Source organism: Bradyrhizobium sp. OAE829, assembly GCF_040546575.1.
GTDB lineage: Bacteria > Pseudomonadota > Alphaproteobacteria > Rhizobiales > Xanthobacteraceae > Bradyrhizobium.
The window spans coordinates 1402031-1427422 of record NZ_JBEPOE010000001.1; the positions used below are offsets into that span (position 1 = coordinate 1402031).

At 63.3% G+C, this 25392-nt stretch carries 22 protein-coding genes, 1 pseudogene and 1 riboswitch; of the genes and pseudogenes, 15 read left to right on the forward strand and 8 right to left on the reverse strand.

Annotated features, from left to right (window positions below; translation table 11 throughout):
* The first annotated feature begins 24 nt into the window (after window positions 1–24).
* Window positions 25–1956, forward strand: a complete 1932-nt coding sequence (locus tag ABIE49_RS06945) for a sigma 54-interacting transcriptional regulator (protein WP_192734178.1) — start codon at window positions 25–27, stop codon at window positions 1954–1956.
* Between the two features lie 127 nt (window positions 1957–2083).
* Here the strand turns inward: ABIE49_RS06945 and ABIE49_RS06950 are convergent.
* Window positions 2084–3296, reverse strand: a pseudogene (locus ABIE49_RS06950) (TrmJ/YjtD family RNA methyltransferase).
* 311 nt (window positions 3297–3607) lie between these two features.
* On the opposite strand from ABIE49_RS06950, the gene ABIE49_RS06955 reads away from it, so the two are divergent.
* The 4 genes from ABIE49_RS06955 (at window position 3608) to ABIE49_RS06970 (ending at window position 7943) form a co-directional block, all read left to right on the forward strand.
* Complete coding sequence (locus tag ABIE49_RS06955) at window positions 3608–5335, forward strand: alpha/beta hydrolase family protein (protein WP_192734179.1); 1728 nt, start codon at window positions 3608–3610, stop codon at window positions 5333–5335.
* 64 nt (window positions 5336–5399) lie between these two features.
* Window positions 5400–6014 (forward strand): hypothetical protein, encoded by a 615-nt coding sequence (locus tag ABIE49_RS06960; protein WP_192734180.1) that lies wholly within the window; start codon window positions 5400–5402, stop codon window positions 6012–6014.
* Window positions 6015–6135: 121 nt separating this feature from the next.
* Entirely contained in the window at window positions 6136–7353 is a 1218-nt protein-coding gene (locus ABIE49_RS06965) for an NADP-dependent isocitrate dehydrogenase (RefSeq protein ID WP_192734181.1), read from the forward strand.
* 86 nt (window positions 7354–7439) lie between these two features.
* Window positions 7440–7943 (forward strand): DUF3455 domain-containing protein, encoded by a 504-nt coding sequence (locus ABIE49_RS06970; RefSeq protein ID WP_192734182.1) that lies wholly within the window; start codon window positions 7440–7442, stop codon window positions 7941–7943.
* A gap of 50 nt (window positions 7944–7993) precedes the next feature.
* On the opposite strand, the gene alaS is transcribed toward ABIE49_RS06970, so the two are convergent.
* Entirely contained in the window at window positions 7994–10669 is a 2676-nt protein-coding gene (gene alaS / locus ABIE49_RS06975) for an alanine--tRNA ligase (protein WP_192734183.1), read from the reverse strand.
* Window positions 10670–10869: 200 nt separating this feature from the next.
* Window positions 10870–10960: riboswitch (glycine riboswitch) on the forward strand.
* Between the two features lie 136 nt (window positions 10961–11096).
* On the opposite strand from alaS, the gene gcvT reads away from it, so the two are divergent.
* The 3 genes from gcvT to gcvP all read left to right on the forward strand — a co-directional run bounded on the left by gcvT (window position 11097) and on the right by gcvP (window position 15663).
* Window positions 11097–12242 (forward strand): glycine cleavage system aminomethyltransferase GcvT, encoded by a 1146-nt coding sequence (gcvT, locus tag ABIE49_RS06980; protein WP_192734184.1) that lies wholly within the window; start codon window positions 11097–11099, stop codon window positions 12240–12242.
* A 9-nt stretch (window positions 12243–12251) separates the two neighbouring features.
* Window positions 12252–12617, forward strand: a complete 366-nt coding sequence (gene gcvH / locus ABIE49_RS06985) for a glycine cleavage system protein GcvH (RefSeq protein WP_192734185.1) — start codon at window positions 12252–12254, stop codon at window positions 12615–12617.
* Between the two features lie 172 nt (window positions 12618–12789).
* Entirely contained in the window at window positions 12790–15663 is a 2874-nt protein-coding gene (gene gcvP / locus ABIE49_RS06990; protein WP_192734186.1) for an aminomethyl-transferring glycine dehydrogenase, read from the forward strand.
* 253 nt (window positions 15664–15916) lie between these two features.
* On the opposite strand, the gene recA is transcribed toward gcvP, so the two are convergent.
* On the reverse strand, window positions 15917–17005 hold the full coding sequence (gene recA, locus ABIE49_RS06995; RefSeq protein ID WP_192734187.1) for a recombinase RecA: 1089 nt from the start codon (window positions 17003–17005) through the stop codon (window positions 15917–15919).
* A 638-nt stretch (window positions 17006–17643) separates the two neighbouring features.
* On the opposite strand from recA, the gene ABIE49_RS07000 reads away from it, so the two are divergent.
* From ABIE49_RS07000 to ABIE49_RS07020, 5 genes are all read left to right on the forward strand, one after another.
* Window positions 17644–17922 carry a hypothetical protein gene (locus ABIE49_RS07000; RefSeq protein ID WP_192734188.1) on the forward strand — a complete coding sequence of 93 codons (279 nt, stop codon included), beginning with the start codon at window positions 17644–17646 and terminating at the stop codon, window positions 17920–17922.
* A 696-nt stretch (window positions 17923–18618) separates the two neighbouring features.
* Window positions 18619–18798 carry a hypothetical protein gene (locus ABIE49_RS07005; protein WP_192734189.1) on the forward strand — a complete coding sequence of 60 codons (180 nt, stop codon included), beginning with the start codon at window positions 18619–18621 and terminating at the stop codon, window positions 18796–18798.
* Between the two features lie 325 nt (window positions 18799–19123).
* On the forward strand, window positions 19124–19297 hold the full coding sequence (locus ABIE49_RS07010) for a hypothetical protein (RefSeq protein WP_192734190.1): 174 nt from the start codon (window positions 19124–19126) through the stop codon (window positions 19295–19297).
* Window positions 19298–19494: 197 nt separating this feature from the next.
* Complete coding sequence (locus ABIE49_RS07015; RefSeq protein ID WP_192734191.1) at window positions 19495–19734, forward strand: PilZ domain-containing protein; 240 nt, start codon at window positions 19495–19497, stop codon at window positions 19732–19734.
* A gap of 832 nt (window positions 19735–20566) precedes the next feature.
* Window positions 20567–20746, forward strand: a complete 180-nt coding sequence (locus ABIE49_RS07020; protein WP_192734192.1) for a hypothetical protein — start codon at window positions 20567–20569, stop codon at window positions 20744–20746.
* 9 nt (window positions 20747–20755) lie between these two features.
* On the opposite strand, the gene ABIE49_RS07025 is transcribed toward ABIE49_RS07020, so the two are convergent.
* The gene (locus ABIE49_RS07025; RefSeq protein ID WP_192734193.1) at window positions 20756–20986 is read right to left on the reverse strand and encodes a hypothetical protein; all 231 of its coding nucleotides are present in this window, start codon (window positions 20984–20986) and stop codon (window positions 20756–20758) included.
* An 84-nt stretch (window positions 20987–21070) separates the two neighbouring features.
* Complete coding sequence (locus ABIE49_RS07030) at window positions 21071–21349, reverse strand: hypothetical protein (protein ID WP_192734194.1); 279 nt, start codon at window positions 21347–21349, stop codon at window positions 21071–21073.
* A 378-nt stretch (window positions 21350–21727) separates the two neighbouring features.
* Between ABIE49_RS07030 and ABIE49_RS07035 the strand changes: the two genes are divergently transcribed.
* Entirely contained in the window at window positions 21728–22189 is a 462-nt protein-coding gene (locus tag ABIE49_RS07035) for a PaaI family thioesterase (protein WP_192734195.1), read from the forward strand.
* 5 nt (window positions 22190–22194) lie between these two features.
* Here the strand turns inward: ABIE49_RS07035 and ABIE49_RS07040 are convergent, their stop codons facing one another.
* The 3 genes from ABIE49_RS07040 to ABIE49_RS07050 all read right to left on the reverse strand — a co-directional run bounded on the left by ABIE49_RS07040 (window position 22195) and on the right by ABIE49_RS07050 (window position 24678).
* On the reverse strand, window positions 22195–22500 hold the full coding sequence (locus tag ABIE49_RS07040; RefSeq protein WP_192734196.1) for an HdeA/HdeB family chaperone: 306 nt from the start codon (window positions 22498–22500) through the stop codon (window positions 22195–22197).
* A 341-nt stretch (window positions 22501–22841) separates the two neighbouring features.
* Complete coding sequence (locus tag ABIE49_RS07045; RefSeq protein WP_192734197.1) at window positions 22842–24272, reverse strand: caspase family protein; 1431 nt, start codon at window positions 24270–24272, stop codon at window positions 22842–22844.
* Between the two features lie 172 nt (window positions 24273–24444).
* Window positions 24445–24678: a hypothetical protein gene (locus ABIE49_RS07050; RefSeq protein WP_192734281.1), complete on the reverse strand. Its 234-nt coding sequence runs from the start codon at window positions 24676–24678 to the stop codon at window positions 24445–24447.
* A 192-nt stretch (window positions 24679–24870) separates the two neighbouring features.
* Here ABIE49_RS07050 and ABIE49_RS07055 point away from each other — a divergent pair, with 192 nt between their 5' ends.
* Complete coding sequence (locus ABIE49_RS07055; RefSeq protein ID WP_192734198.1) at window positions 24871–25278, forward strand: hypothetical protein; 408 nt, start codon at window positions 24871–24873, stop codon at window positions 25276–25278.
* Window positions 25279–25392 lie beyond the last annotated feature (114 nt).

The window sequence follows — 25392 nt, forward strand, 5'->3', positions numbered from 1 at the left end:
TACGAATTCTCGGAGTTGGTGAGCATGGAAACGATGCCGCATTTGCATGCCGCGACGCCGCGCGATTCTGATCTGCGTATCCTCACCTTCGACTATCTGGTCGAGCCGACACTGCTGCTCGATCCCGACAGCGACGAGATCATCGATGCCAATCCCGCCGCCTGCACCCTGCTCGGCTACGACCGCACGCTGCTGCGGGAAACCAAATTCAGCGCGCTGCATGCCGGGCAAGTGCCTGCGCTGATCGTGTTCAGCCAGGCCGTGCTCGACAAGGGCGCCTACTGGACCAACGCGCTGACGCCGCGCCACGCCACCAGCCAGAAGCTGCGGCTGGAATATACGGGATCGATGGTGCCGCATGATGGGCGCGCGCTTATCCTGCTCACGATGAGCGACCTCGAACAGCGCCGCCGCCGCTATGTCGATGCCACCGCCGAGGACCACATGCGCGGCGGGCTCGCCGCCTGGCAGCGCGTCGAACGCGTGTTCCAGGACATCGAGCGCGAGAACCAGCTGATCCTGCGCGCCGCCGGCGAAGGCATCTACGGCGTCAATGCCGAGGGCAAGACCACCTTCGTCAATCCGGCCGCAGAAAGGATGCTGGGGTGGACCGCCGAGGAACTGGTCGGCAAGGCCATTCATCCGATCGTTCACCACAGCCACCATGACGGCAGTCATTACCCCGATGAGGATTGTCCGATCTATGCGGCGTTCCGCGACGGCGCGATCCACAACGTCGATGGCGAGGTGTTCTGGCGCAAGAACGGCTCGCCGGTCTGGGTGGAGTACACATCGACGCCGATCCGCGACCGCGGCACGGTGGTGGGCGCCGTGATCGTGTTTCGCGACGTCAGCCACCGCCGCGAGGCGGACGAAAAACTGCACGCCGCGCTGGCCGAAGTCGACCGGCTGCGCGAGCGGCTGGAGCTGGAAAACGCCTATCTGCAGGAAGAAATCCGGATCGAGACCAACCCGCGCGGCATCATCGGCCAAAGCGAAGCGATCCAGAAAACGTTGCGGCAGGTCAAGCTGGTCGCACCGACCACCGCCGCCGTCATGATCACCGGCGAGTCCGGCACCGGCAAGGAATTGATCGCGCGCGCCATTCATGAAGCCAGCAACCGCCGCGACCGGCCGCTGATCCGCGTCAATTGCGCGGCGATCCCGCGCGAACTGTTCGAGAGCGAATTCTTCGGGCACGTCAAAGGCGCCTTCACCGGTGCGGTGCGCGACCGCATCGGAAGGTTCGAGCTTGCCGATGGCGGCACGCTGTTTCTCGACGAGGTCGGCGAAATCCCGCCGGAACTACAGGGCAAGCTGCTACGCGTGCTGCAGGAGGGAAATTTCGAGCGCGTCGGCGAGGAGCGCACCCGCACCGTCGATGTGCGCGTGATCGCCGCCACCAACCGGAACCTGAAGCAGGAAGTGCAGCGCGGCCGCTTTCGCGAGGATTTGTATTTCCGGCTCAACGTGTTTCCGGTGGAATCGGTGCCATTGCGCGACCGCCGCGAGGACATTCCGCTGCTGGCCCAGCATTTTCTGATGAGCGAGAGCAACGAGCTGAAGTCCGATCTGCGGCTGTCGGAAGGCGATGCCCGGCGGCTGCAGCGTTACGACTGGCCCGGCAATGTCCGCGAACTGCAGAACGTGATCGAGCGCGCGGCGATCCTTTCCCAAAATGGACGGTTGCGGATCGATCTGCCGGATACGGTCGGCGCGCATTCACCGGCCAGCGCCAGCCGCCAGAAGAGCGACGTGCGGCCGGCCGTCATGACGTCAGCCGAAATGCGCGATCACGAGCGCGAAAACATCCTGGCCGCCCTCGCCGCCAGCAAGGGCAAAGTGTTCGGCGCCGGCGGCGCGGCCGCGATGCTGGACCTCAAGCCGACCACGCTGGCGTCGCGCATGAAGGCACTCGGGATTTCGGCCGCCCATTCGCGCCAGGCGGGAATCTAGGTCGCGCGGCTGGTCGCGGTTTAACCGGCAGGCGGTTGCGTAGGGTGGGCAAAGCGAAGCGTGCCCACCATTCGGCATAGCGATCGCGGTTAGATGGTGGGCACGGCGCTTCGCGCCTTTGCCCACCCTACTGCGGTTGCCGAAGGCTCGCCTCCAGCCGCCCCAACTCGGCCTCCAGGTCCCGCTCCACATCCGCCACCCGCATCTCGACCACCCGGTAGTCGCGGGCCTCGAGCCAGGTTCGCCGCGCGGCGCGGTCGGCGACGATCGCCTCCGACTCGGTCGGGTTGACCAGCTCGATCGCGATCCGGTGCACGAAGGAGACGAAGTCCGGGATGTGGCGGCCGACCGGGGTCTGGCGCTTGAACTGCCCGGCGAAGCGGCGGTCCCGGGTCAGGGACTGCCACAGCATCCGCTCGGCGTCGGTCGGGTTCCGGCGCAGCAACCGGGCCAGCCCACGGACGGTTCCGCCGCTGTCCGACGGCGAAGCCGCCTGGCCGATGCTCAGCCAGCAGGGCACGCAACCGCGTCGCCTGTTCACCGTCGAGCACGCCGCCCTTGGCCGGCCCCTTGCGGCCCTCGGCGATCGCCATGACAACCCCATGGAGGGTGTGCATGTCCTGCTTGGTCGGATCCATCCGGGTGAAGATGTTGCGCATGTTGACCAGCATGGTCTCCCGCTTCTCCGGCGGGCGCAGGAACTCGACCCGGTCGAGCTCCCGGACGAGGTTGTCGAAGAATGCCTGCATCTGGTGCTGGGACGCCGGCTCGGACCGTTCGGGCATCGCGAACGGCAGCGCCCCGCCGGTCGACAGCTTGAACCACTCGTAGCCGATCAAGAGCACCGCCTGCGCCAGATTGAGGGAGGCGAAACCGGGGTTGACCGGGAAGGTGATGATCCGGTTGGCGAGCGCGACCTCCTCGTTCTGCAGGCCGTACCGCTCGCGGCCAAACATGATGCCGACTCCGCCAGCGACCCGGTTGGCGACATGGGCTGCGATCTCGACCGCGGCATCTGATGGCGCGACCACCGGCTTGGCCTGGTCGTGGGCACGGGCGGTGGTCGCAAACAGCAGCGTCAGATCCGCGACCGCCTGCTCGACGGTGTCGAACAATTCGGCGCTCTCCAGAATCTGGTCGGCGCCAGCCGCCGCGCGTTGCGCCGCGATGTTCGGCCAGCCGTCGCGGGGATTCACGATTCTTAAACGGGAAAGAGCGAAGTTACCCATCGCTCGCGCGGCCATGCCGATATTCTCGCCGAGCTGTGGTTCGACAAGGATCACAACAGGTCCAGCTAAGTCCAAACCAGACTTGGTTTTATCGGTCCCAGACCCGGACATATCCTGCGTCACTTTCTGATTCTAGTTCGGAAGCTGATTCAACTTCTGAAGGTTTTGAATCAGGATGCGAAGCACCTGATTCAAAACCTCATTCCATGTTTCGATGATCGGCCACAACAGCGGCCAGAATTCCCAAGCCACACAACGGGCTTAGTAGCGTTTCCGAAAGTTCGGTCAAAGCCTGAATTGGGCTTGATCGCTCGCGGCTTGTACGCGCACAGCTTTCGGATAGGCTAACAATCACACTCAAAGCGAAGCTGCAAACAAACAGGCGGCCGGTTCAACGGCTGAGGCCTCAAGAGGAGACGTCCATGCGCGGCAGATGGTCGTTGGCGATTGTCGGTATCCTCCTCATCCTGGCCGGCGGATTGCTGGCCCATCTGACCCAGACCTCCGGAGGCATCCGGATCCAGGACGTCAGGTTCAAGGGCGCCAAGGGCAACACCATGAGTGCCCTGCTCTACATCCCCGCGAATGCCACGCCGCAGATTCCGGCGCCGGGGATTCTCGCGGTCCATGGCTACATCAATTCGCGCGAGACCCAGGACGGCTTTGCGATCGAGTTCGCCCGCCGCGGCTATGTCGTCCTCGCCCTCGACCAGACCGGTCACGGCTATAGCGACCCGCCCGCCTTCGCCAACGGTTTTGGTGGTCCGGACGGGCTGGCTTACCTGCGCAGCCTCGACTTCGTCGACAAGACCAATATCGGCCTCGAGGGTCATTCGATGGGTGGCTGGACTGTGTTGGCGGCGGCAACCGCCATGCCCAACGACTATCAGTCGATGGTGCTGGAGGGGTCGTCTACCGGCAAGCCGTTCGCCGCCGACGGCACCCCGACCTGGCCGCGAAACACGGCGCTCGTGTTCGCCCAATACGAGGAATTTTCCACCCTGATGTGGGGCGTCGATCGGGCCCGCGACGTCACCCAGAGCCCAAAGCTGTGGGCGATGTTCGGCACCCAGGGTCCGGTCGAGCCGGGCAAGGTCTATGGCGACATCGCCCAGGGAACCGCGCGGGTGCTCTACACCCCCGCCATCACCCACCCGGCCGAGCACATCTCCCATGAAGCGATCGGCTACAGCCTCGATTGGTTCGCCAAGACGTTGAAGGGCGGCACGCCGCTGCCGGTCGACGACCAGATCTGGTTCCGCAAGGAGCTTGGCACGCTGATCGCTCTGCTCGGCTTTGTCGCCCTCCTGATCGGGGCCTTTGATGCCCTGCTGGAAGCCAAAATGTATTCCCGCCTGCGGCTCCCCGAGATCGCCGACGGCACCATGCCAGCGCATTCGGCGGCAGACGGCCGGCGCTGGACCACCGCCTTCATCCTGACCGCGTTCATCCCGGCGCTGACCTACTATCCGGCCTTCGCGCTGGCCGGCACTTTTGTAAAACCGTCGGCCTGGCTGCCGCAGGGGATCACCAACCAGATCATGGTCTGGGCCGTCCTCAACGCCCTGATCACGCTGGCCCTGATGCCGTTCGCGCCCAAGCGGGCCAGCCGGGCTGGGATTATCGGGCAGTCGGTCGTGATCGCGGTCGCCACGGTCGCGATCGGCTATGCGGCACTGTGGCTGGCCGACCTCGCCTTCAAGATCGATTTCCGGTTCTGGATCGTGGCGCTGAAGCTGATGAGCGCCAAGCAGGCCCTGATTTTCCTGATCTACCTGGTGCCGTTCACGGCGTTTTTCGTGGTGGCGTTGCACGTGCTGCACCGGAATTTCTCGACCATGGCGGCGGGGCGCGCCACCCTCTATCTCACCAACATCCTGGCGCTGACGCTGGGCTTCATCGTGCTGCTGGTGGTGCAATACGGCACGCTCTGGCTGACCGGAAAACTGTTCAACCCGCTGCCCGACCCCGGCTTCGTGCCGCTCTCGACCATCGTCGCCATCCAGTTCGTGCCGCTACTCGCGATCTGCGCCGTGGTCTCGACCTTCACCTGGCGGCGCACCGGCTCGAGCCTGCCGGGCGCCCTGATCTGCGGCCTGTTCGTGACCTGGTATGTGGTGGCGGGAACGGCGACCCAGGCGGCGTTCTGACCCTGATCGAGCCTGAGGCAGGCCTCGAGGCGAACCCCGCCGGCTCGCGCCGCGACCAAGCCTCATGTCTTCGCAGCACCAGCCCTTTCCACATACCCCCAGGCCTTCGCATGCGTCCCTGATCGGCCGTCAGCGGGCGGGTCAGCTGGCGCCGACCGATACCGCCAAGGCGCTGCAGGCGGCGCGCGGCTGCCCCGATGCGTGGTATCGCGTCCAGGCGCTGACTTCAGTTGCGGAATACGCGGACCCGGCCGCGGCCTTGCCGATCCTGGAAGAAGCGGCGCGTGAAGCGCAGTCATGCCATGACGCCTATGGCACGGTGGCCGTGATGGCATGGCCGATCCGCGTGGCACTCAAGCAAGGACGGCTTGTCTTCGCCGAGCGCGAGCTCAAAAAGTGCCTTGATCTGGCCCCTCGAATTGAGCCCCACGCATCGAAGGCCTATGCGCTTGAGATTCTCTGGCGCGCCTGCTTCGCGGAGCATCCCAGCCATGCCAATGCGGTGTGGCGCAGAATTCTGGAGCTGTGCCATCCGGACCGCAGCTGGCGTGCCGCCCGGCTATACCTGCACATCGCCGAGAACCAGCACCGGCAGAACCGCAACGCCGCCGCGGTGATCCGCGCCATGCCACCCGGCAAGGCGCGAAGCTGGCTGGAACGGCGTTTCGGGCTCGCCTGAAAACCAGCCATATCTGCCCCGCCAATCGCCTTCCAGCCTGCGTTTTCGGGTGCTATAGCGACGGCACCACCATCCCATCCGCCGCTAAACGCGCGGTTTTCCAAAAAAGGCCCCCTCCGTCATGGCAAAAATCAAGGTGACCAACCCCGTCGTCGAACTCGATGGCGACGAGATGACCCGGATCATCTGGCAGTACATCAAGGACAAGCTGATCAACCCGTTCCTTGACGTGAACCTGATGTATTTCGACCTCGGGATGGAATACCGCGACAAGACCAATGACCAGGTCACCATCGACGCCGCCAACGCGATCAAGAAGGTCGGCGTCGGCGTCAAATGCGCCACCATCACCCCGGACGAGGCCCGGGTGAAGGAATTCGGCCTCAAGGAAATGTGGAAGTCGCCGAACGGCACCATCCGCAACATCCTCGGCGGCGTGGTGTTCCGCGAACCCATCATCTGCAAGAACGTGCCGCGTCTGGTGCCCGGATGGACCAAGCCGATCATCATCGGCCGTCACGCCTTCGGCGACCAGTACCGCGCCACCGATTTCAAGTTCCCCGGCAAAGGCACGCTGACGATGAAATTCGTCGGCGAGGACGGCCAGGTGATCGAGCGCGAAGTCTACAAGTCGCCGGGCGCCGGCATTGCGCTTGCGATGTACAATCTCGACGACTCGATCGCCGATTTCGCCCGCGCCTCGTTCAACCAGGGCCTCGCCAAGAGCTACTCGGTCTATCTGTCGACCAAGAACACCATCCTGAAAACCTATGACGGCCGGTTCAAGGACATCTTCCAGGACATCTACGACAAGGAATTCAAGGCCAAGTTCGAGGCGAAGAAGATCACCTATGAACACCGCCTGATCGACGACATGGTGGCGGCGGCGATGAAGTGGTCCGGCGGCTATGTCTGGGCCTGCAAGAACTACGACGGCGACGTGCAGTCCGACACGGTGGCGCAGGGCTATGGCTCGCTCGGCCTGATGACCTCGGTGCTGATGACGCCGGACGGCGACACCGTGGAAGCCGAGGCCGCGCATGGCACGGTGACCCGGCACTACCGCGAGCACCAGAAGGGCAAGGAAACCTCGACCAACTCGATCGCCTCGATCTTCGCCTGGACCCGCGGCCTGTCACACCGCGCCAAGCTCGACAACAACGAGGAACTGGCGAAGTTTGCCAACACGCTGGAGAAGGTTTGCGTCGACACCGTCGAGGCCGGCTACATGACCAAGGACCTCGCGCTCCTGGTCGGCGCCGACCAGCGCTGGCTCTCCACGACAGGCTTCCTCGACAAGGTCGCGGAAAACCTCACCAAGGCGATGGCGGCGAAGTAAGCCGCCGCGCCACGGAGCTAAAAGCCCATCAACGTCATGGCGAGCGAAGCTTCCGCTCCTCGCCATGACGAGTTCGGAGTATCGCCATGCTTCCACACCGGATTGCCGCGATTTCCCTCCTGCTGCTCGCAAGTTCGGCGACCACGCGCGCGGCCGACCCCCTGCCCGACGCCATCGCGGCACCCGGCCAGACCGTCGTCGTGACCCTGCATGCCGAAGGCGCGCAGGTCTACGAATGCAAGGCCGGCGCCGACGGCAAGGCGATCTGGTCATTCCGGGAACCGATCGCGACGCTGCTCGCCGACGGCAAGACCGTCGGCCGCCACTATGCCGGACCGAATTGGGAACACAGCGACGGCAGCGCCGTGGCCGCCAAGGTCGCCGGCAACGCCCCCGGCGCGACCGCGAACGACATCCCGTGGCTGAAGCTCGAAGTGACCTCCCGGCGCGGCAGCGGCGTCCTCGCCGATGCCACTACGGTGCAGCGGATCAACACCAAAGGCGGCAAGCGCGACGGCGCCTGCGAGACCGTCGGCAATTTTCTGAATGTGCCGTACTCGGCGGACTACGTGTTCCTGCGCAAGCCCTGAACGACGCGCCTAGGCGTCGGGCGCGTCTCGGGCTATCACGCGGCGCGGCGCTACGCCCCGGCCATCGCCTGTTCGATCGCCGTCAACGCCGCATCCGCCTTGGCGCCGTCGGGGCCGCCGGCTTGCGCCATGTCGGGTCGCCCGCCGCCGCCCTTGCCGCCGAGCGTCGCCGAGGCGATCTTGACCAGATCGACCGCGCTGAAGCGCGAGGTCAGGTCGGCGGTGACGCCGACCACCACGCCGGCCTTGCCATCCTCGGTGACGCCGACGATCGCGACCACGCCGGATCCGATCTGCTTCTTGCCGTCGTCGACCAGGCTCTTGAGGTCCTTGGTCTCGACGCCTTCGACCGCACGCGCCAGGAGCTTGACGCCGCCCGCTTCGCGCACGCCGCTGGTAGCCACAGCGCCATTGCCTCCGCCGCCGCCCATCGCGAGCTTCTTGCGCGCATCCGACAGGTCGCGCTCGAGCTTCTTGCGCTCTTCCACCAGCGCGGCAATGCGCGCCGGCATTTCCTCGACCGAGGTGCGCAGCTCGCCGGCTGCATTCCTGGCAAGCTGCATGGTGTCGTTGGCATGCTTGCGCGCATGACGTCCGGTCAGCGCCTCGATACGGCGGACGCCGGAGGCAACCGCGCTTTCGCCGGTCACTGAAATCAGGCCGATATCGCCGGTACGGCGCACATGGGTGCCGCCGCACAATTCCACCGACCAGCCGAGCGCGTTCTGACCCTGCTCGCGGGCCTGCCTGCCCATCGACACCACCCGCACCTCATCGCCATATTTTTCGCCGAACAGCGCGCGCGCGCCGGCCTCGCGGGCATCGTCGACCGCCATAAGGCGCGTGGTGACTTCGTCATTCTCCAGCACCACCTCGTTGGCAATGTCCTCGATGCGCGCGAGTTCTTCCGCCGTGATCGGCTTCTGGTGCACGAAATCGAAGCGCAAGCGATCGGGCGCCACCAGCGAGCCGCGCTGCGCGATGTGATCGCCGAGCACCTGGCGCAGCGCCTCATGCAACAGATGCGTCGCCGAGTGATGCGCCCGGATCGAGGAGCGCCTGATATGGTCGACCTCGAGCTGCAACGCTGTTCCGACCTTCAGCGTGCCCTGCTCCACCGTACCCTGGTGCACGAAGAGATCGCCGGCCCGCTTCTGCGTATCGGTGACACGGAACCTGACGCCCTCGCCGATCATCACGCCGGTGTCGCCGACCTGGCCACCGGACTCCGCATAGAACGGCGTCTGGTTCAGAACGATCGAGCCGGTCTCGCCGGCCTTGAGGCTGTCGGCGTCCTTGCCGTCCTTCACCAGCGCGGAAACCACGCCCTCGGCGCTCTCGGTCTCATAGCCCAAGAACTCTGTGGCGCCGAGTTTTTCGCGCAGCGGGAACCAGATGTTCTCGCTCGCGGTATCCCCGCTTCCCGACCACGACGCGCGCGCCTTTTCCTTCTGCTTTTCCATCGCATCGGTGAACGAGGCGAGATCGACGCTGATGCCGCGCGATTTCAGCGCGTCCTGCGTGAGATCGAGCGGGAAGCCGTAGGTGTCGTACAGCGTGAACGCGGTATCGCCGTCGAACATGTCGCCCTTCTTCAGCGAACTGCTCTTCTCGTCGAGAATGGAAAGGCCTCGGGCCAGCGTCTTGCGGAAACGGGTTTCCTCCAGCCGCAGCGTTTCCTCGATCAGCTTTTCCGCCCGCACCAGATCCGGATAGGCCTGCCCCATCTCGCGCACCAGCGCCGAGACCAGGCGATGCATCAAGGGATCGCGCGCGCCCAGCAACTGCGCGTGGCGCATCGCGCGGCGCATGATCCGGCGCAGCACATAGCCGCGGCCCTCGTTCGACGGCAGCACGCCGTCGGTGATCAGGAAGGCGGACGAGCGCAGATGGTCCGCGATGACGCGGAACGACGCCACGTTCTGCTCCTGCGGTCCGTCCCCGAGCGCGGATGCGGTGGCATCGACCAGGTGACGGAACAGATCGGTTTCGAAGACGCTCTCAACGCCCTGCAGGATGCAGGCCATGCGCTCCAGCCCGAGGCCGGTGTCGATCGAGGGACGCGGCAGCGGCTGGCGCTCCTCCTTCGTCACCTGCTCGAACTGCATGAAGACGAGGTTCCAGAATTCGAGGAAGCGGTCGCCATCCTCCTCCGGGGTGCCAGGCGGGCCGCCCCAGATATGCTCGCCGCGGTCGATGAAGATCTCCGAGCAGGGACCGCAGGGCCCGGTATCACCCATGGCCCAGAAATTGTCCGAGGTCGGGATGCGGATGATGCGATCGTCGGAAAAGCCCGCGATCTTTTTCCAAAGGGCGGCCGCCTCGTCGTCGGTGTGATAGACGGTGACGAGCAGCTTGTCCTTCTTCAGCCCGAAATCCCTGGTGATCAGGTTCCAGGCAAGCTCGATCGCACGCTCCTTGAAGTAGTCGCCGAACGAGAAATTGCCGAGCATCTCGAAGAAAGTGAGATGGCGCGCGGTGTAGCCGACATTGTCGAGGTCATTATGCTTGCCGCCGGCGCGGACGCATTTCTGCGAGGTGGTGGCGCGCTGATACGGGCGCTTCTCGACGCCGGTAAAGACGTTCTTGAACTGCACCATGCCGGCATTGGTGAACATCAGGGTCGGGTCATTGCGCGGCACGAGCGGCGACGAGGCCACGATCTCGTGGCCATTCGCCTTGAAGTAATTCAGAAATGTCGACCTGATCTCGTTGACGCCGCTCATGTTCATCCAATCGGAAAATAGGACCGGGTCAGGCCGCAAATAGCCTTTTCTGCCGGCCGAACGCTTTTAGACAAGGCCAAAGGCGGTGTCCAGAAACTGTGCAGGCGGATCATAGGCTTGCCGCAGCACACAAGACTGGTTGATAGCTGCCGCCGTGCGTTGACAGCCATGGTGGCGCCGTGTTTTCCTGCCTATGTTCAAGACGTCACGTCGGGAGAGATCGGCTTAAGCGCCGGCGCCGAAGGAGCAACCGCCCCGGAAACTCTCAGGCAAACGGACCCCGTGACGGACTAACATCTGGAAAGAGACGCCGAAGGGCTTTGGCCCAGGGGTGTCCGCCGACGGGATAATACTCTCAGGCACAGCGACAGATGGGGCTTTCTTTGGGTTTTTGGGGACTGGTCCCCCAACCCTGGAGGGTCCCTGAATGCTGGCACGCGACGAATCTCCTTTACATCACACACCCTTGCACGCGCTCCATGTGGCGCGCGGCGGCAAGATGGTTCCGTTTGCCGGTTATGAGATGCCGGTGCAGTACGCCGCCGGCGTGCTCCGGGAACACCAGCACACACGAAGTGCCGCCGGCCTGTTCGACGTCTCGCATATGGGCCAGCTCGCGCTGCGGCCGAAGTCCGGCAAGGTCGAGGACGCCGCATTGGCGCTGGAGCGGCTGGTGCCGCAGGACATCGTCGCGGTGGCGCCCGGGCGGCAACGCTACGCGCAGTTCACCAATCCCGACGGCGGCATTCTCGACGATCTGATGGTGGCGAATTTCGGCGACCACCTGTTTCTGGTGGTCAACGCCGCCTGCAAGGCCGAGGACGAGGCCCATCTGCGCGCGCACCTTTCGGAAGCCTGTGTCATCGATTCGCTGGCCGACCGCGCGCTGATCGCGCTGCAGGGGCCGAAGGCCGAATCCGCGCTGGCGAAGTTTTGTGCAGACGTCGGCGGCATGAAATTCATGGACACCGGTCCGCGCAAGGTCGCGGGCTTCGACTGCTTCGTCTCGCGCTCCGGTTATACCGGTGAAGACGGTTTTGAAATTTCGGTTCCGGCTGAACACACCGAAGCGCTGGTGACCGCGCTCTTGGAAAACAGCGACGTGCTGCCGATCGGACTGGGCGCCCGCGACAGCCTGCGGCTCGAGGCCGGGCTTTGTTTGTACGGCCACGACATCGACACCACGACCAGCCCGGTCGAGGGCGCGCTGGAATGGTCGGTGCAGAAAAGCCGCCGCGCGGGCGGCGCGCGCGCCGGCGGTTTTCCCGGTGCCGAAATTATTCTGGCCCATTTTGAAAAGGGCGCAGCGCGCCGCCGCGTTGGCCTGCGGCCCGAAGGCCGCGCGCCGGTGCGCGAAGGCGCGGTGCTGTTTGCCGACGCAACCTCCGCCGAGCCGATTGGCAAGGTCACCTCAGGCGGTTTCGGCCCGAGCCTCAATGCACCCGTCGCGATGGGCTATCTGCCGTTGCAGCTCGCAGCAGCCGGCACGCAGGTGTTCGCCGAAGTCCGCGGCCAGCGCCTGCCGCTGCAGGTCGCCGCCATGCCATTCGTTCCCAACACCTATAAACGCTGAGGAAGTTCCATGACGATCTTGTTCACAACCGACCATGAATGGCTCCGCATCGAGGGCGATGTCGCCACCATCGGCGTCACCGACTATGCGCAGTCGCAGCTCGGCGACGTCGTATTCGTCGAACTGCCCAAGGTCGGCCGCAGCCTGAAGAAGGCGGAGGCCGCCGCCGTGGTCGAATCCGTCAAGGCCGCCTCCGACGTCTATGCGCCGATCTCCGGCGACGTGCTCGAAGTCAACGAGGAACTCGCCGCCGAACCCGCGCTGGTGAACTCCGACGCCGCCGGCAAGGCCTGGTTCTTCAAGCTGAAGATTGCGGACAAAAGCGAACTCGACGGCCTGATGGACGAAGCCGCCTACGCCAAGCACACCGCGTGACGAATGAAGCGTGTTGGAGGTTCGTTTGAATCAATCTGACCCAACATTCTCTTTCCGTCATGCCCGGGCTTGTCCCGGGCATCCACGACTTTCTTTGCGTCCAAGACGTGGATGGCCGGGACAAGCCCGGCCATGACGGATTTATCGAATTCGACGTGACAAGGACTCACCCATGAACGCGCCCTTCAAGCCCCTGAACGAACCCGCCACCGATTTCGTGCGCCGCCATATCGGCCCCTCGCCCCGCGACATCCAGGCGATGCTGGAAAGCGTCGGCGCCAAAAGCCTTGGCGAACTCATGAGCCAGACGCTGCCGTCCTCGATCCGGCAGAAGACGCCGCTCGACCTCGGGTGCGCGTTGAGCGAGACCGAAGCGCTGGCGCATATGGGGGATCTCGCCGCGCAGAACCAGGTGTTCACCTCGCTGATCGGCCAAGGCTATTCCGGCACCGTTCTGCCCGCGGTGATCCAGCGCAATATCCTGGAGAACCCGGCCTGGTACACGGCGTATACGCCGTACCAGCCCGAGATCAGCCAGGGCCGGCTGGAAGCGCTGTTCAACTTCCAGACCATGATCTGCGATCTCACCGGCCTCGACGTCGCCAACGCCTCGTTGCTCGATGAAGCGACGGCTGCGGCCGAAGCGATGGCGCTGGCGGAGCGGCATTCCCAAGTCAAGGCACAGGCCTTCTTCGTTGACAAAGACGTCCATCCCCAGACGCTGGCGCTGCTGCGCACCCGCGCCGAGCCGCTGGGCTGGAAACTGATCGTCGGCGATCCCCTCGCCGATCTCGACAAGGCGGACGTTTTGGGTGCGCTGCTGCAATACCCTGGGAGCTCCGGCGCGGTGCGTGATCTGCGCCCCGCGATTGCGTCGCTGCGCGCCAAGGGGGCGCTTCCCGTCGTCGCCGCCGATCTGCTCGCGCTGACGCTGCTGGCCTCGCCCGGCGAACTCGGCGCGGACATTGCAATCGGATCGGCGCAGCGCTTTGGCGTGCCGATGGGTTATGGCGGGCCGCATGCCGCCTATATGGCGGTGCGCGACGGGCTGAAGCGCTCGCTGCCCGGCCGCATCGTCGGGCTGTCGGTGGATTCGCGCGGCGAGCCGGCCTATCGCCTCGCGCTGCAAACCCGCGAGCAGCATATCCGCCGTGAAAAGGCCACCTCCAACATCTGCACCGCGCAGGTGCTGCTGGCAGTGATCGCCTCGATGTACGCGGTCTATCATGGCCCCGAAGGACTGACACACATCGCGCGCCAGGTGCACCGGCGCGCCGCCGTGCTGGCGGCGGGACTGACAAAACTCGGCTTTGCGCCGGCGTCGCAGAATTTCTTCGACACCGTCACCGTGGCATCAGGCGCCAAGCAGGACGAGACCGTCGCCCGCGCCCGCGCGGAGAAGATCAATCTGCGCATCAGTGACGGCACGCTTGGAATTTCGGTGGACGAGACCACGACGCCGGCCGTGATCGAGGCGGTGTGGCGCGCATTCGGCGGCAAATTGTCCTACGCGGAAATCGAGATTGGCGCACGCGAGGCACTTCCGGCCGAGTTGAAGCGCGCCACCGCGTACTTGACCCATCCGGTATTTCACGCGCACCGCTCCGAGACCGAACTGCTGCGCTACATGCGCAAGCTCAGTGATCGCGATCTCGCGCTCGACCGCGCGATGATTCCGCTCGGTTCCTGCACCATGAAGCTCAACGCAACGGCGGAGATGATCCCGCTGACCTGGGCCGAGTTCGGCAGCCTGCATCCGTTTGCTCCGAACGAACAGGCCAAGGGTTATCACGCGCTGTTCAAGCGGCTGGAAAAATGGCTGTGCGACATCACCGGCTATGACGCGATTTCGCTGCAGCCGAACTCCGGCGCGCAGGGCGAATATGCCGGGCTGTTGGCGATCCGCGGCTATCACGTCGCACGCGGCGAGCCGCATCGCAAAATCTGCCTGATCCCGTCCTCCGCGCACGGCACCAACCCGGCCTCCGCCGCGATGGTCGGCATGGACGTCGTGGTGGTCGCCTGCGACATCAGAGGCGACGTCGATGTGGACGACCTGCGGGCGAAGGCTGAAAAGCATTCGAAGAATCTCGCCGCGATCATGATCACCTATCCGTCGACCCATGGCGTGTTCGAGGAGCATATCCGCGACATCTGCGACATCGTGCATGGCCATGGTGGGCAGGTCTATCTCGACGGCGCCAACATGAATGCGCAGGTCGGCCTGTCGCGGCCCGGCGATTACGGCGCCGATGTCAGCCATCTGAATTTGCACAAGACGTTCTGCATTCCGCATGGCGGCGGCGGACCCGGCATGGGACCGATCGGCGTCAAGGCGCATCTGGCGCCCTTCCTGCCCGGTCATCCCGCGACCGACGGCACGGTGCCGCATCCGATCGGGCCGGTGTCGGCCGCCCCGTTCGGCTCGGCATCGATCCTCACGATCTCCTACATCTACATCCTGATGATGGGCGGCGAAGGCCTGACGCGGGCGACCGAGATCGCGATTCTCAACGCCAACTACATCGCGAGCAAACTCGATCCGCATTTCCCGGTGCTCTACAAGAATGCAAAGGGCCGCGTGGCACATGAGTGCATCGTCGATCCCCGCCCGCTCAAAGCGACCAGCGGCGTCACCGTCGACGACATCGCGAAAAGGCTGATCGACTACGGATTCCACGCGCCGACCATGAGCTTTCCGGTGCCGGGCACGCTGATGATCGAGCCGACCGAATCCGAGTCGAAGGCGGAGCTGGATCGCTTCTGCGATGCCATGATCGCGATCCGCAACGAGATCGCCGAGGTCGAGAAGGGCCGCTGGAAGATCGAAGCATCGCCGCTGCGCCACGCCCCGCACACCGTGCACGACATCGCCGACGACGCCTGGGCCCGCGCCTACAGCCGCGCCGAGGGCTGCTTCCCGGCCGGCACGTCGCGGACGGACAAATACTGGTGCCCGGTCGGCCGCGTCGACAACGTCTACGGCGACCGCAATCTGGTGTGCTCGTGCCCGCCGGTCGAGGATTACGCGCAGGCAGCGGAGTGACGGCCGAAAGGCCGTCACTCCGCGATGCGCAATTGCGCATCTGAGGGCGCGCATTAGCGCGAACTATGATGTGCAATTGCACATCTGAGAATCTCGAGATTCCCCGGTGCGCAATTGCACCTGAGGTCTGGTCCTTCGGACCATCCTGGAATGACCGTCATAACAAAACGGGCACTGAAGACGTCGGCAACTCAACGTCCTCAGCACCCGCTATGTCGAAACCCGGGTCAGGCGACCCGAGGTTCGGAAAATCCTACTCGTCTGCCGGCTCTTCGCCGTCGGCGTCGCGCTCGGGGGGACCGGCGAGAATCTGTTCGGCGATCAGGCCGGAGTTCTGGCGGATCGCGGCCTCGATCTTTGCGGTCATGTCGGGGTTGGCCTTGAGGAACGCTTTCGAGTTCTCACGCCCCTGCCCGAGCCTTTGGCTGTCATAGGAGAACCAGGCGCCGGACTTTTCGACGATGCCGGCCTTGACGCCGAGGTCGAGGATTTCGCCCATCTTGGAGACGCCCTCGCCATACATGATGTCGAATTCAACCTGCTTGAACGGCGGCGCCAGCTTGTTCTTTACGACCTTGACGCGGGTCTGGTTGCCGACGACCTCGTCGCGTTCCTTGATCGCGCCGATGCGTCGGATGTCGAGGCGGACGGAGGCGTAAAACTTCAGCGCGTTGCCGCCGGTGGTGGTTTCCGGCGAACCGTACATCACGCCGATCTTCATGCGGATCTGGTTGATGAAGATCACCATGGTATTGGATTTGTTGATCGAGGCGGTGAGCTTGCGCAGCGCCTGGCTCATCAACCGCGCCTGCAGGCCGGGCAGCGCATCGCCCATCTCGCCTTCGAGTTCGGCCTTCGGCACCAGGGCAGCGACGGAGTCCACCACCAGCACGTCGACCGCACCCGAGCGCACCAGCGTGTCGCAGATTTCCAGCGCCTGCTCGCCGGTGTCGGGCTGCGAGATCAGGAGTTCGTCGATGTTGACGCCGAGCTTGCGGGCATAGACCGGGTCGAGCGCATGTTCTGCGTCGATGAAGGCGCAAATGCCGCCCTTCTTCTGGGCTTCGGCCACCGTGTGCAGCGCCAGCGTGGTCTTGCCTGATGATTCCGGCCCGTAGATTTCGACCACGCGGCCTTTCGGCAGGCCGCCGACGCCGAGCGCGATGTCCAGCCCGAGCGAGCCCGACGAAATCGTCTCGATATCCATCGAGCGATCGTTCTTGCCCAGCTTCATCACTGAACCCTTGCCGAACTGGCGCTCGATCTGGGAGAGCGCGGCGGACAGGGCCTTGGTCTTATCCATGGAGGATCCTTCGACGATACGCAGGGCAGTGGCGGACATGGGTGCTCCTTATGGCGGGGATTCGCTAGCGGGACAAACGGACGACGAGGGATCTCAGGGATTCGAACAGTGAGAACTTGTACCACCTTTGTTCTCCGTTCGCAATATGTTCTTTCAGAGATCGGGGTGCTGGCCCCCTTCCATCCCACTCTAAGTTAATGATCCCTTTTGATTTTGAGGTGGCCCTTTTTGGCCCTCACCAGCGCCGCGATGTTGCCGTGCTCTGTTCATCCCCCAAAGTGGGTAGTCCGAGCCGGCCGGTACTGGCCTGTTTCGACCCCTTGGCGGGCCTAAGTTGAAATGCGCAGTGACCTTTTTTTGGATTGTTCACTTCGGAACCGACGCCCCGGATCGGAATTTTATAGGATCGGAAAAGCAAACCCTACGGTTAGGACCCGTAAGCAACGAGGTTGTATCATGCAGCGTCGCCGATCCGTTCCCCACACATTTGAAGATCGAATTGCAGCTGAGAAGGCCCGGTTGGAAGCACAGGTAGCCAAGCTCAAACCTGGTCCTCAGAAGGAAGTGCTGCTCAGGAAGATCAGGCACCTGGAGACGGCCTCTCACATCAACGAGTGGCTCTCCTCTCCCGGACTTCAACCACCAGAACCAGCCTAGAAAAAGCGAGGCCGCCTCAGTTGGCGGCCCTCTTTCCTTTGCAGGAACGCTTTCGTGACGACTGTCACAGTCGCCCCGATAGCCGCCCGGCATACTCGCGCCAGATCAACGACGCACAAGGGCGCCACAGCGCGAGCGGGACCATGAACAACCGGAATGAAATTCGCAAACTGACCGATGCGGAGCAACTGACCGACGATGCGCTTGAATCGGTCTCAGGGGGTAAAGGCATTTCGAAGGGCGTCATCAATTCGAGTGCAATCAGCCTTCCGAAGCCCAGCTACCCGCCCGTCGCGTAAACGAGGCCGCCTCAGTTGGCGGCCCCTTCTTCGTCAATCTTTGATCAGTTCGCCGATTTCTATCGGTCCATCTTCGCCTCGACCAATAACCACGCATTGATCTCGCGACCGACTTTGTTGCGCATCCAACCCGCTGCCAGCGCATTGCTATCCTGATCGTTGCCTCTCTCAGCAGCACAGCAAAACAGGGCGCGCTGCTATCGAAGCACTGGCGCCTGCCGTACCCTCGAAGCGGTCCTAGCGCGCCCAAAGAAACGACCCCAGCCTCGGGGAAGAGGCACTGGGGCCGCTTGTGCTGCCGGGGCAACTGGGAACTGGCAGCACCTTCACAACTCCGCCCACTGCCACTTGTTCCCGAAATTCTGTTTCCTTTTTCAGCAACCTTGTCCTGTCCCGAACGTCTACTCCAGGCTGGGGCATTGCAATTTCCAGCTCGGGTGCAGCGCCGCCAAGCATTATTCAGCTTGGTGGCGCTGTGCTTTTGAGTGCCCTGCTTTGCCTTCTTGGGTGTTCAATGTTGGCCAGTATCCGACTCTGCGACCTCGGCGGCCCCATTCTACTTTGCATGGAGCTGTTTTCGCGATTTTGCGTCTGGGCCGTCGTGTGACGGTCATCACAGCAGTGCGTCGCGAGACAGCCTATCCCTGTCATCAAGGGTGGCGGGAATGGTCCTGCCCACGCAAACAGGAGACGGACATGACCGAACGCAACAACGAAATCTGCGAAATGTCGTTTGAACAACTCGAACAGGTCAGCGGCGGCGCCATCCTCGACCGGATCGTCGACGCGTACCTCAAGGCTTTGGGCGCCCGCTTGCTGGACGCCGTGCATCAGCCGCTGGTATCGCCGCAGAAGATGACCCTGCACATGCGATAAGGCCGGTCCGGGCAAACCGGAATTGAGGGGCCGCCGCGCTTGGCGGCCTCTTTTGTGTTTGAGGACGCCGCCAGGGCCATACCTGACGTTCGATTTCGGCCAGGTGCGAGAAGCTCTGCGGACCGCGTATCCGCTCAACGCAAATTGTGCGGCGACGATCGGCGAATTGATCGATGCCTTCCCTCGACGCGATTTCAAAACGTCACCGGCCAGATTTGAAACATGCAGCGGCTCAGTTTGAGTGTGCCAGCCATCACAGCCAACGGGAACATCCGAGCGCACCCTTGCAACGCGATTGTCGTAATCCTCAACAAAGGAGAGACGCATGATTGAGATTGGCCAGAAGCCTATCGATGAACTGAACGTCGGCGAACTGACCATCGACGAACTGGACGCCGTGAACGGCGGCGGCCGTTTGAGCGATCTTTACCACCATGTCGTAGCCGTCATTCGCTTCCATACCGGCACCATCAGGAACATCGCCACAACCCTGCCGTAACCGACGGTTTGAAGAGGCCGCCTTTCATCGGCGGCCTCTTTCATTTGCAAGGCGGCCCTTCCCCCGTAGTTCTCCGGACAAGAACAAAGTTCCCAACCGGATGGTCGCCAGTTTTTCGCCTTGTGTTCGCGCCTTACCCCCGCGCGAACCCCTGCTCACCATCCATTTGCGCGTGAATCAGTGCTATAATGGGGGCTATGGACGAGACCCGGATCGCACCGCGGCGTCGCACGTTGAAGGCCGGAACCATCGAGTTCGGCGGCGGCGGAATCGATTGCACCGTTCGGAATCTCTCGGCCTCCGGCGCAGCGCTCGAGGTCGTGACCCCGCTGTTCATCCCGGACCGCTTCACGCTGTTCGTGCCATCAGAACAATTGAAGCGGCCGTGCCATATCGTCTGGCGCAAGGATAAGCGCATCGGCGTCACGTTCGATTAAGCCGAAGCGCCCGGCGCGTCGCCACAGCAAAACGACCCCGCCGCATGGGGCCATACGGTCGGGGTCGCCGACAGCGGGGAATAATCTGGAGGACCACCCCACCGTCAGACAGATACGGCGGGAGCGATCGCTTCGTTTCAGGATTGGATTTTTTTAACAGGAGACGTTGAACCTTTTGCGGGGCCGCCAAGACATATAGCTGCCTGGGACATTGCATCACTCGGGGTATAAGCCTGCGCCGCCAAGCGACCATATTCCGCTTGCGCGGCGCGGTGCGTTTTGGACAGTTCAGGAAGGACTGCCCCTGCGGCATTCCAGGCTCTGTCGGCAAGTAACAAGCCGCGGCGCGTGGGAGCGCCGGCAAGGGGCATGGCCAGCCCAACTGCCGAACGCGGGATTGCCCCTCGCATCGCGATCACCGCGTGTCACAGGGGCGCTTTATCGTTAGACGACCGCACAGTACGCCTATCGGACAAACGGAAACTTTACCCGCCCAACTCAGTTAGTTCAGTTGGCGTATGGGGAGATTCCCTATGAATCACAAAGGCATAGAGTATACGCTGACAAGATCGGAAACCCCGGGGATCTGGAACTGGCAATTCCGGATCGGTGACCTCGCCAGGTCGGGCAGAACGGAAGCAAGACTGCTCCTGCTCGCCATGCGCCGCGTTCAGCTGAAGATCGACCGCGAGCTCAGGCACACCGGGCACGGAGCAACCTCCCAGTTCGGCGCCCCGCGCCCACCTATTCCCTCTACGGGTATCAAATAATATTTACAATCTAAAGTTACCATCTCGGATTGAATGCGGCTTGTGTCGGACAGGGCTGCTTCATGATCTACAAGGGCGTTGAATACACCGTGACTGCGGTTGCTCCGGGTATCTGGAAATGGCAATTCCGGATTGACGACAGGGTCATCGCCGGCAAAACCGAAGCCAAACTCTATCTGCTCGCGGTGAGACGGGTACAGCTGCGGATCAACCGCGAGCGGAAAAAACGCGCATCTGGCTAGTTCGCCGTTCTAGTCCGCGCTGGGGAGCCGCCGCATCGTGAATTCGATGTCGCCGCCCGGCAGTTCGCGCCAGCTTTCGACCGCGCTCAAATAGGCCGCTTTGGGATAGCGGCTGAGGAAATCGCGCGCCCTCGCCCGCGCTACCTCGCGTGGCAATGTGAAGGTCTCGCGCAGATAGCCATCATCCGGCTTGCGCCGGGCGGCCATCCGGCTGGCCAGATCGCGCGGACGCATGACCATGTCGCAACTCCGAAACACATGACGACACGTTCAATATAGGGGCGGCGGAGAACGATTCCGAGTCCGCGCTATGGGGGCTTTCGGCTAGCGAGGGGTATTGGCCGCACTGCCGGTCTTCGGCTTGGCTGGCGCAGCCGCCTTGGGCGTGTCGTTGCTGCGCACGGTTCCCCACGGATCGGAAGCGGCCTTGGAGTCGGGAATCTTCTTCAGCGATTCCTTGTAAGCCTTATCCTTGATCGCATCCTGTTCCTTCTCCTCCGGAGTCCGGGTGACGACTTCCGGCATCAGGTTCAGGTTGGGCATCTGCGCGTAAGCGGGCGCCGTCAGCAACACCATCATCACGGCCGCGCTCAGAATTCTCATAACAGGCTCTCCTTTGGGACACTCTCCCCGGCGTTTTCGGGCGGTATATCACCGCCGCAGCCGCACCGCCAAGCGCGCGGATCAAAGCCGGTCCGACTTGCAGGATTTGGGGGATTGCATCCAGTCGTCCCAGATCGGACCGCATTTGGTGCAGCCGCTAAGCGCAAGGCCCACGGCCATCAGGCTCGAAATCAATACTATCCGGCGAAACATGAACGCGCCCCACTCCCCCAAGCGGCGATCATGCCCATCAAGTCTGGCATTTTCAAGCCAATGCAGGCCGGACGATTGGGAATGCCGACCGGGTCTGCCATGGTCATTTCGGCCGAATGCCCCTTACAATGGGCGGATAAATATCCGTCCGAGGAACAACCATTCATGCAACAGCAACAGACCGCGGAATTCGGCATCGCGGAAGCAAAGCGGGTGCTGGACGAGGTGTTTGCACCGTGGGTGCTTGACCTCAATCTGTCGATCGAGGGTTTCGACTTCACCCCGCCGCCGGGTGGATCGGCCGACTGGCAGCCCGGTGCGATCCTGCGCATGCCGTTCTCGGAACGGCTGTGCCGCAATGGCGGCGTTGTCTCCGGCCAGGCGCTGATGGCGTTTGCCGACACCGCGATGGTAATTGCCAACGTCGCCGCCAATCGCGGCTATCGCCCGATGACGACGGTCGACCAGACCACGCATTTCATGCGCGCGGTCACCGCCTCCGACGTGCTGGCCGATGCGCGCGTGGTTCGCCTCGGGCGCACCATGAGCTTCGGCCGCGTCACGCTCTCCAGCGCCACCGACAACAAGCCGGTGGCGATGGTCTCGAGCGCGTTCGCGATGCTGTAGTTTATTTACTTGCCGAGGACCGATTCAGCGGCATTGACGATGCTCATCGTCGGATTCTTTCCGCAATAGGTGCCGAACTTCTTGGCGTTCTCGACGAACACGTCGGTGTCGATGATCGCCTCGTCGGAGTCGCCCTTGTACCAGCCGTCCATCCAGGTCAACACCATCTTGATGGTGTCATCACCACCATCGACGAACTGCTTGCAGGTCATGGTCGACAGATCGAGCACGACGGCGTGCGCCGGAACGGATGCAAGTCCAAGCGGAAGCGTAAGCGCCGCCGCAAACAGGATCGAAACAGTCGTCTTCATGATGCTCTCCCTTGGCGCATGACGGCGAAAGCCGGCACCAATGCCGGAAAACCGCGCCAGCACGTTTCACGGGCAATGTCGTAATCGAAATCCGAATGCATGCGCAAGCACCGCTTGCGCTCAATCGATCGTCCGCAATTGCGCTGCGCTATATGAGATTCTCAAACAGAGCACGATTACGTTTTCGCACCACGGCGGCGACGCCAGCGACCACGCCGCGAGCAGCAGCGCGGCAACGAGGCCGCGGCGAACAGGCCGATCAGGCTTCGCATGCTATCTCCGCAACGAGAAGCGCCGCACGGGCGGCGCTCTCTTGCAAGATCGATAACGTGATTGCCGCCTCAGTATCTACCCCGGCCGCCCTGATGACCGCCGCCACCATAGCCGCCGCCACCGATGCCAATCCCGATGCCGACGCCGACAGGCGGCCCGACGGGCTCATACACCTCGCGCGGCGGTGGGCGGCGATAGACCACTTCATCATCATAGTAGTCGGGCCCGCGCACCCGCTTCGGCGGCGCGCGCTCGACGCGCCTGGGCGGATCCGGATCGACGCGCTTGATCGGCGCAATGTTCTTCTTCAGCTGCGGCGCTGACGCCGGCGGGGTGCAGGGACAGGTCAGCGCGACGTTCTGCGGCGTAGCGCCACCGCTCACCGCCACCGCCGGGATGATCTCGGGACGGTTGCGCAGGCGTTCTTCCATCGTGCGCGCGGTCGGCGTCAAATCACTGTCCGGGAAGCTCGTCAGGAAGGCGCGATAGCCCGCCGCGGTGTTGGCGATGACAGCATTGTTCCACGCCACCATGCGCTTGTGCCTGTTGAGCCAGTCGCGGGCCAGTGCACCGAGTGGAGTCTGCGCGTACAGATTGGCAAACGCCTCGTAGGATTCATCGGTGCCGTCGGCGACGATGATTTCATTCGCGGCCTCGACCGGCTTGCCCTTCAGTTCGCGCGTCCACTCCTCGACGGTTTTCTTGGTCGCGGCCAGCTTCGGGCCGGCCACCGGGGCGCCGGAAAATCTGAAATCCTCCGTCAGCGAGGAACTGTCCCACGGCGTCTGCCGCCCATCGGTCGCCTTGTTGACCGACACGCGCGTGCGCTTGAAGGTTTCCTCGATCGGAATGTTGGTTTCCTTGGCCGCGGCGATCAACGCGGTGGTGTAGGGACTGTTGCTGCCCGTGCCGTCCTCGGCCACCGCACCGGGCGAGGTCGAGAACGACAGGAACGTGTTCGGCGCGCCGATCTTGGCGTCGATGATCGCGAGCCCACCGCCCGCGCTCTTGGATATGCCAGGGAACGGATTGTTGCGGCAGGCATCGAGCAGCAGGATGCGCATCTTGCTCGGCGCCGAGGTCAGCGTGTTCAGGACGTCGTTCAGCCGCACCGCCTGGATCGGAATATCGGATTCCCGTTTCGGATCGATGTCGACCGGCACCAGAAAATTCTCGCCGTCGATCTGCACGCCATGTCCGGCGTAATATACCAGCGCGATCGAATCGCCGCCCTTGGACGCGACCTTGCCGGCGAACGCCGAGAGCTGATCGCGAATCTGGCTTTGCGACAGATCGGAAACGGTCGAAACCTCGAAGCCGGAATCGATCAGCATCCGGCTGACCGCCTTGGCGTCGTTGATCGGATTGGGCAGCGCCGGAACGGATTTATAGGCCGATTGGCCGATCACCAGCGCGAGGCGGCTTTCGGCGGAGGCGGAATGCGCGCCCAGCAGCAGCGCCGCCGGAAATACCAAGTGGAAAAGCGCGTGACGAAACATGGGCCACCTCCGGCAATGCAGGCTGCAAATTGGTCAAGGTCTTGGTGGTAAAGGTTCACGCAAGTCAGGCAGTGTGAGGTGGGACACAGACTCAGTTCAACGACGAATATGTCGCAGGCATAAAGCCCGCGCGATTAGATGTAATCAATTTGGTTTACCTGGATTTGCTGGATTACCTGGATTTCTTGGCGGGTTCCGCCGGACGCGCGACGCCCCAGGGATCGTATTTTTCCTTCGGTTCGGGAATTCGCTCGAGCGCAGCCTTGTAGGCTTTCTCGTCCACCTTCGGCTTGGTGTCCTGCTTCGCCCTCGTTTCCTCACCTCCCCCTTGCTGTCGCCGGCCCTGGGCGTGCGCCGGCATCGCAAGCAACGCCAGAATGAATGCCGCAATGGTAATGGTCTTCATCGCCCCTGCTTTCTTCGCCATCTCGGCGACGTTCCGTCGGGATGATGGCAATCCCGGGATCGGTATCCGGGGCATGATAGCCTGTCCGGATGCGCGGTTCAGCAAATGTTGATCGGCGCGGCCCGCTCGGCCGCACAATTTGATCGCCGCAGGGGGGCGCAATTTTCGCCGTCCCGGGGTAGAAAACCGGTGATGGGGCGGGTCATTGTTCACATTGCGTTGATCGCGGGGGGTGCGCTTGTGCTGGCAGGCTGCGGCTTTGCCGACGTCCGCTCGCCGGCGCCGGAATTCATGCGCGCCAAAGCGCCCGAACCGCCGCCGCTCGAGGCGCCGCCGGACCTCAAGCGTCTGCTCAGCGAAAAACTGGATTCGGTGTTCCTGGCGGCATCCAATCCGAGGGGAGTACAGTTCTCCGCGCCGCGCCCCGAGCTGCGCGGAACGGGCTGGACCGCCTGCGTCAAGGCCGATCTGACCTCGGTGAACGGCAAGCCGCTCGGCACGCAAACCTATCGCATCACGATTTCCAACGGCGCGATTTTCGATCGCCGCCACGTCGAGGCGGAAGACACCTGCGCGAGCGAGAGCTACGAGCCGGTTTAGCGGGGTTGGTGTGGGCTGATTTTTCGACAACAGGAGCCGCGGCGTATGGGTTCCCCGATGCGCAATTGCGCATCTGAGCTCAAGGCCGGGACGACGAGGTTATAGTTTCGCGTT

Excerpts from the sequence above, each read along its gene's own strand:
- ABIE49_RS06945 (WP_192734178.1), top strand. The coding sequence starts at position 25 with ATGGAAACGATGCCGCATTTGCATGCCGCGACGCCGCGCGATTCTGAT.
- ABIE49_RS06955 (WP_192734179.1), top strand. The coding sequence starts at position 3,608 with ATGCGCGGCAGATGGTCGTTGGCGATTGTCGGTATCCTCCTCATCCTG.
- ABIE49_RS06960 (WP_192734180.1), top strand. The coding sequence starts at position 5,400 with ATGTCTTCGCAGCACCAGCCCTTTCCACATACCCCCAGGCCTTCGCAT.
- ABIE49_RS06965 (WP_192734181.1), top strand. The coding sequence starts at position 6,136 with ATGGCAAAAATCAAGGTGACCAACCCCGTCGTCGAACTCGATGGCGAC.
- ABIE49_RS06970 (WP_192734182.1), top strand. The coding sequence starts at position 7,440 with ATGCTTCCACACCGGATTGCCGCGATTTCCCTCCTGCTGCTCGCAAGT.
- alaS (WP_192734183.1), bottom strand. The coding sequence starts at position 10,669 with ATGAGCGGCGTCAACGAGATCAGGTCGACATTTCTGAATTACTTCAAG.
- gcvT (WP_192734184.1), top strand. The coding sequence starts at position 11,097 with ATGCTGGCACGCGACGAATCTCCTTTACATCACACACCCTTGCACGCG.
- gcvH (WP_192734185.1), top strand. The coding sequence starts at position 12,252 with ATGACGATCTTGTTCACAACCGACCATGAATGGCTCCGCATCGAGGGC.
- gcvP (WP_192734186.1), top strand. The coding sequence starts at position 12,790 with ATGAACGCGCCCTTCAAGCCCCTGAACGAACCCGCCACCGATTTCGTG.
- recA (WP_192734187.1), bottom strand. The coding sequence starts at position 17,005 with ATGTCCGCCACTGCCCTGCGTATCGTCGAAGGATCCTCCATGGATAAG.
- ABIE49_RS07005 (WP_192734189.1), top strand. The coding sequence starts at position 18,619 with ATGACCGAACGCAACAACGAAATCTGCGAAATGTCGTTTGAACAACTC.
- ABIE49_RS07010 (WP_192734190.1), top strand. The coding sequence starts at position 19,124 with ATGATTGAGATTGGCCAGAAGCCTATCGATGAACTGAACGTCGGCGAA.
- ABIE49_RS07015 (WP_192734191.1), top strand. The coding sequence starts at position 19,495 with ATGGACGAGACCCGGATCGCACCGCGGCGTCGCACGTTGAAGGCCGGA.
- ABIE49_RS07020 (WP_192734192.1), top strand. The coding sequence starts at position 20,567 with ATGATCTACAAGGGCGTTGAATACACCGTGACTGCGGTTGCTCCGGGT.
- ABIE49_RS07025 (WP_192734193.1), bottom strand. The coding sequence starts at position 20,986 with ATGGTCATGCGTCCGCGCGATCTGGCCAGCCGGATGGCCGCCCGGCGC.
- ABIE49_RS07030 (WP_192734194.1), bottom strand. The coding sequence starts at position 21,349 with ATGAGAATTCTGAGCGCGGCCGTGATGATGGTGTTGCTGACGGCGCCC.
- ABIE49_RS07035 (WP_192734195.1), top strand. The coding sequence starts at position 21,728 with ATGCAACAGCAACAGACCGCGGAATTCGGCATCGCGGAAGCAAAGCGG.
- ABIE49_RS07040 (WP_192734196.1), bottom strand. The coding sequence starts at position 22,500 with ATGAAGACGACTGTTTCGATCCTGTTTGCGGCGGCGCTTACGCTTCCG.
- ABIE49_RS07045 (WP_192734197.1), bottom strand. The coding sequence starts at position 24,272 with ATGTTTCGTCACGCGCTTTTCCACTTGGTATTTCCGGCGGCGCTGCTG.
- ABIE49_RS07050 (WP_192734281.1), bottom strand. The coding sequence starts at position 24,678 with ATGAAGACCATTACCATTGCGGCATTCATTCTGGCGTTGCTTGCGATG.
- ABIE49_RS07055 (WP_192734198.1), top strand. The coding sequence starts at position 24,871 with ATGGGGCGGGTCATTGTTCACATTGCGTTGATCGCGGGGGGTGCGCTT.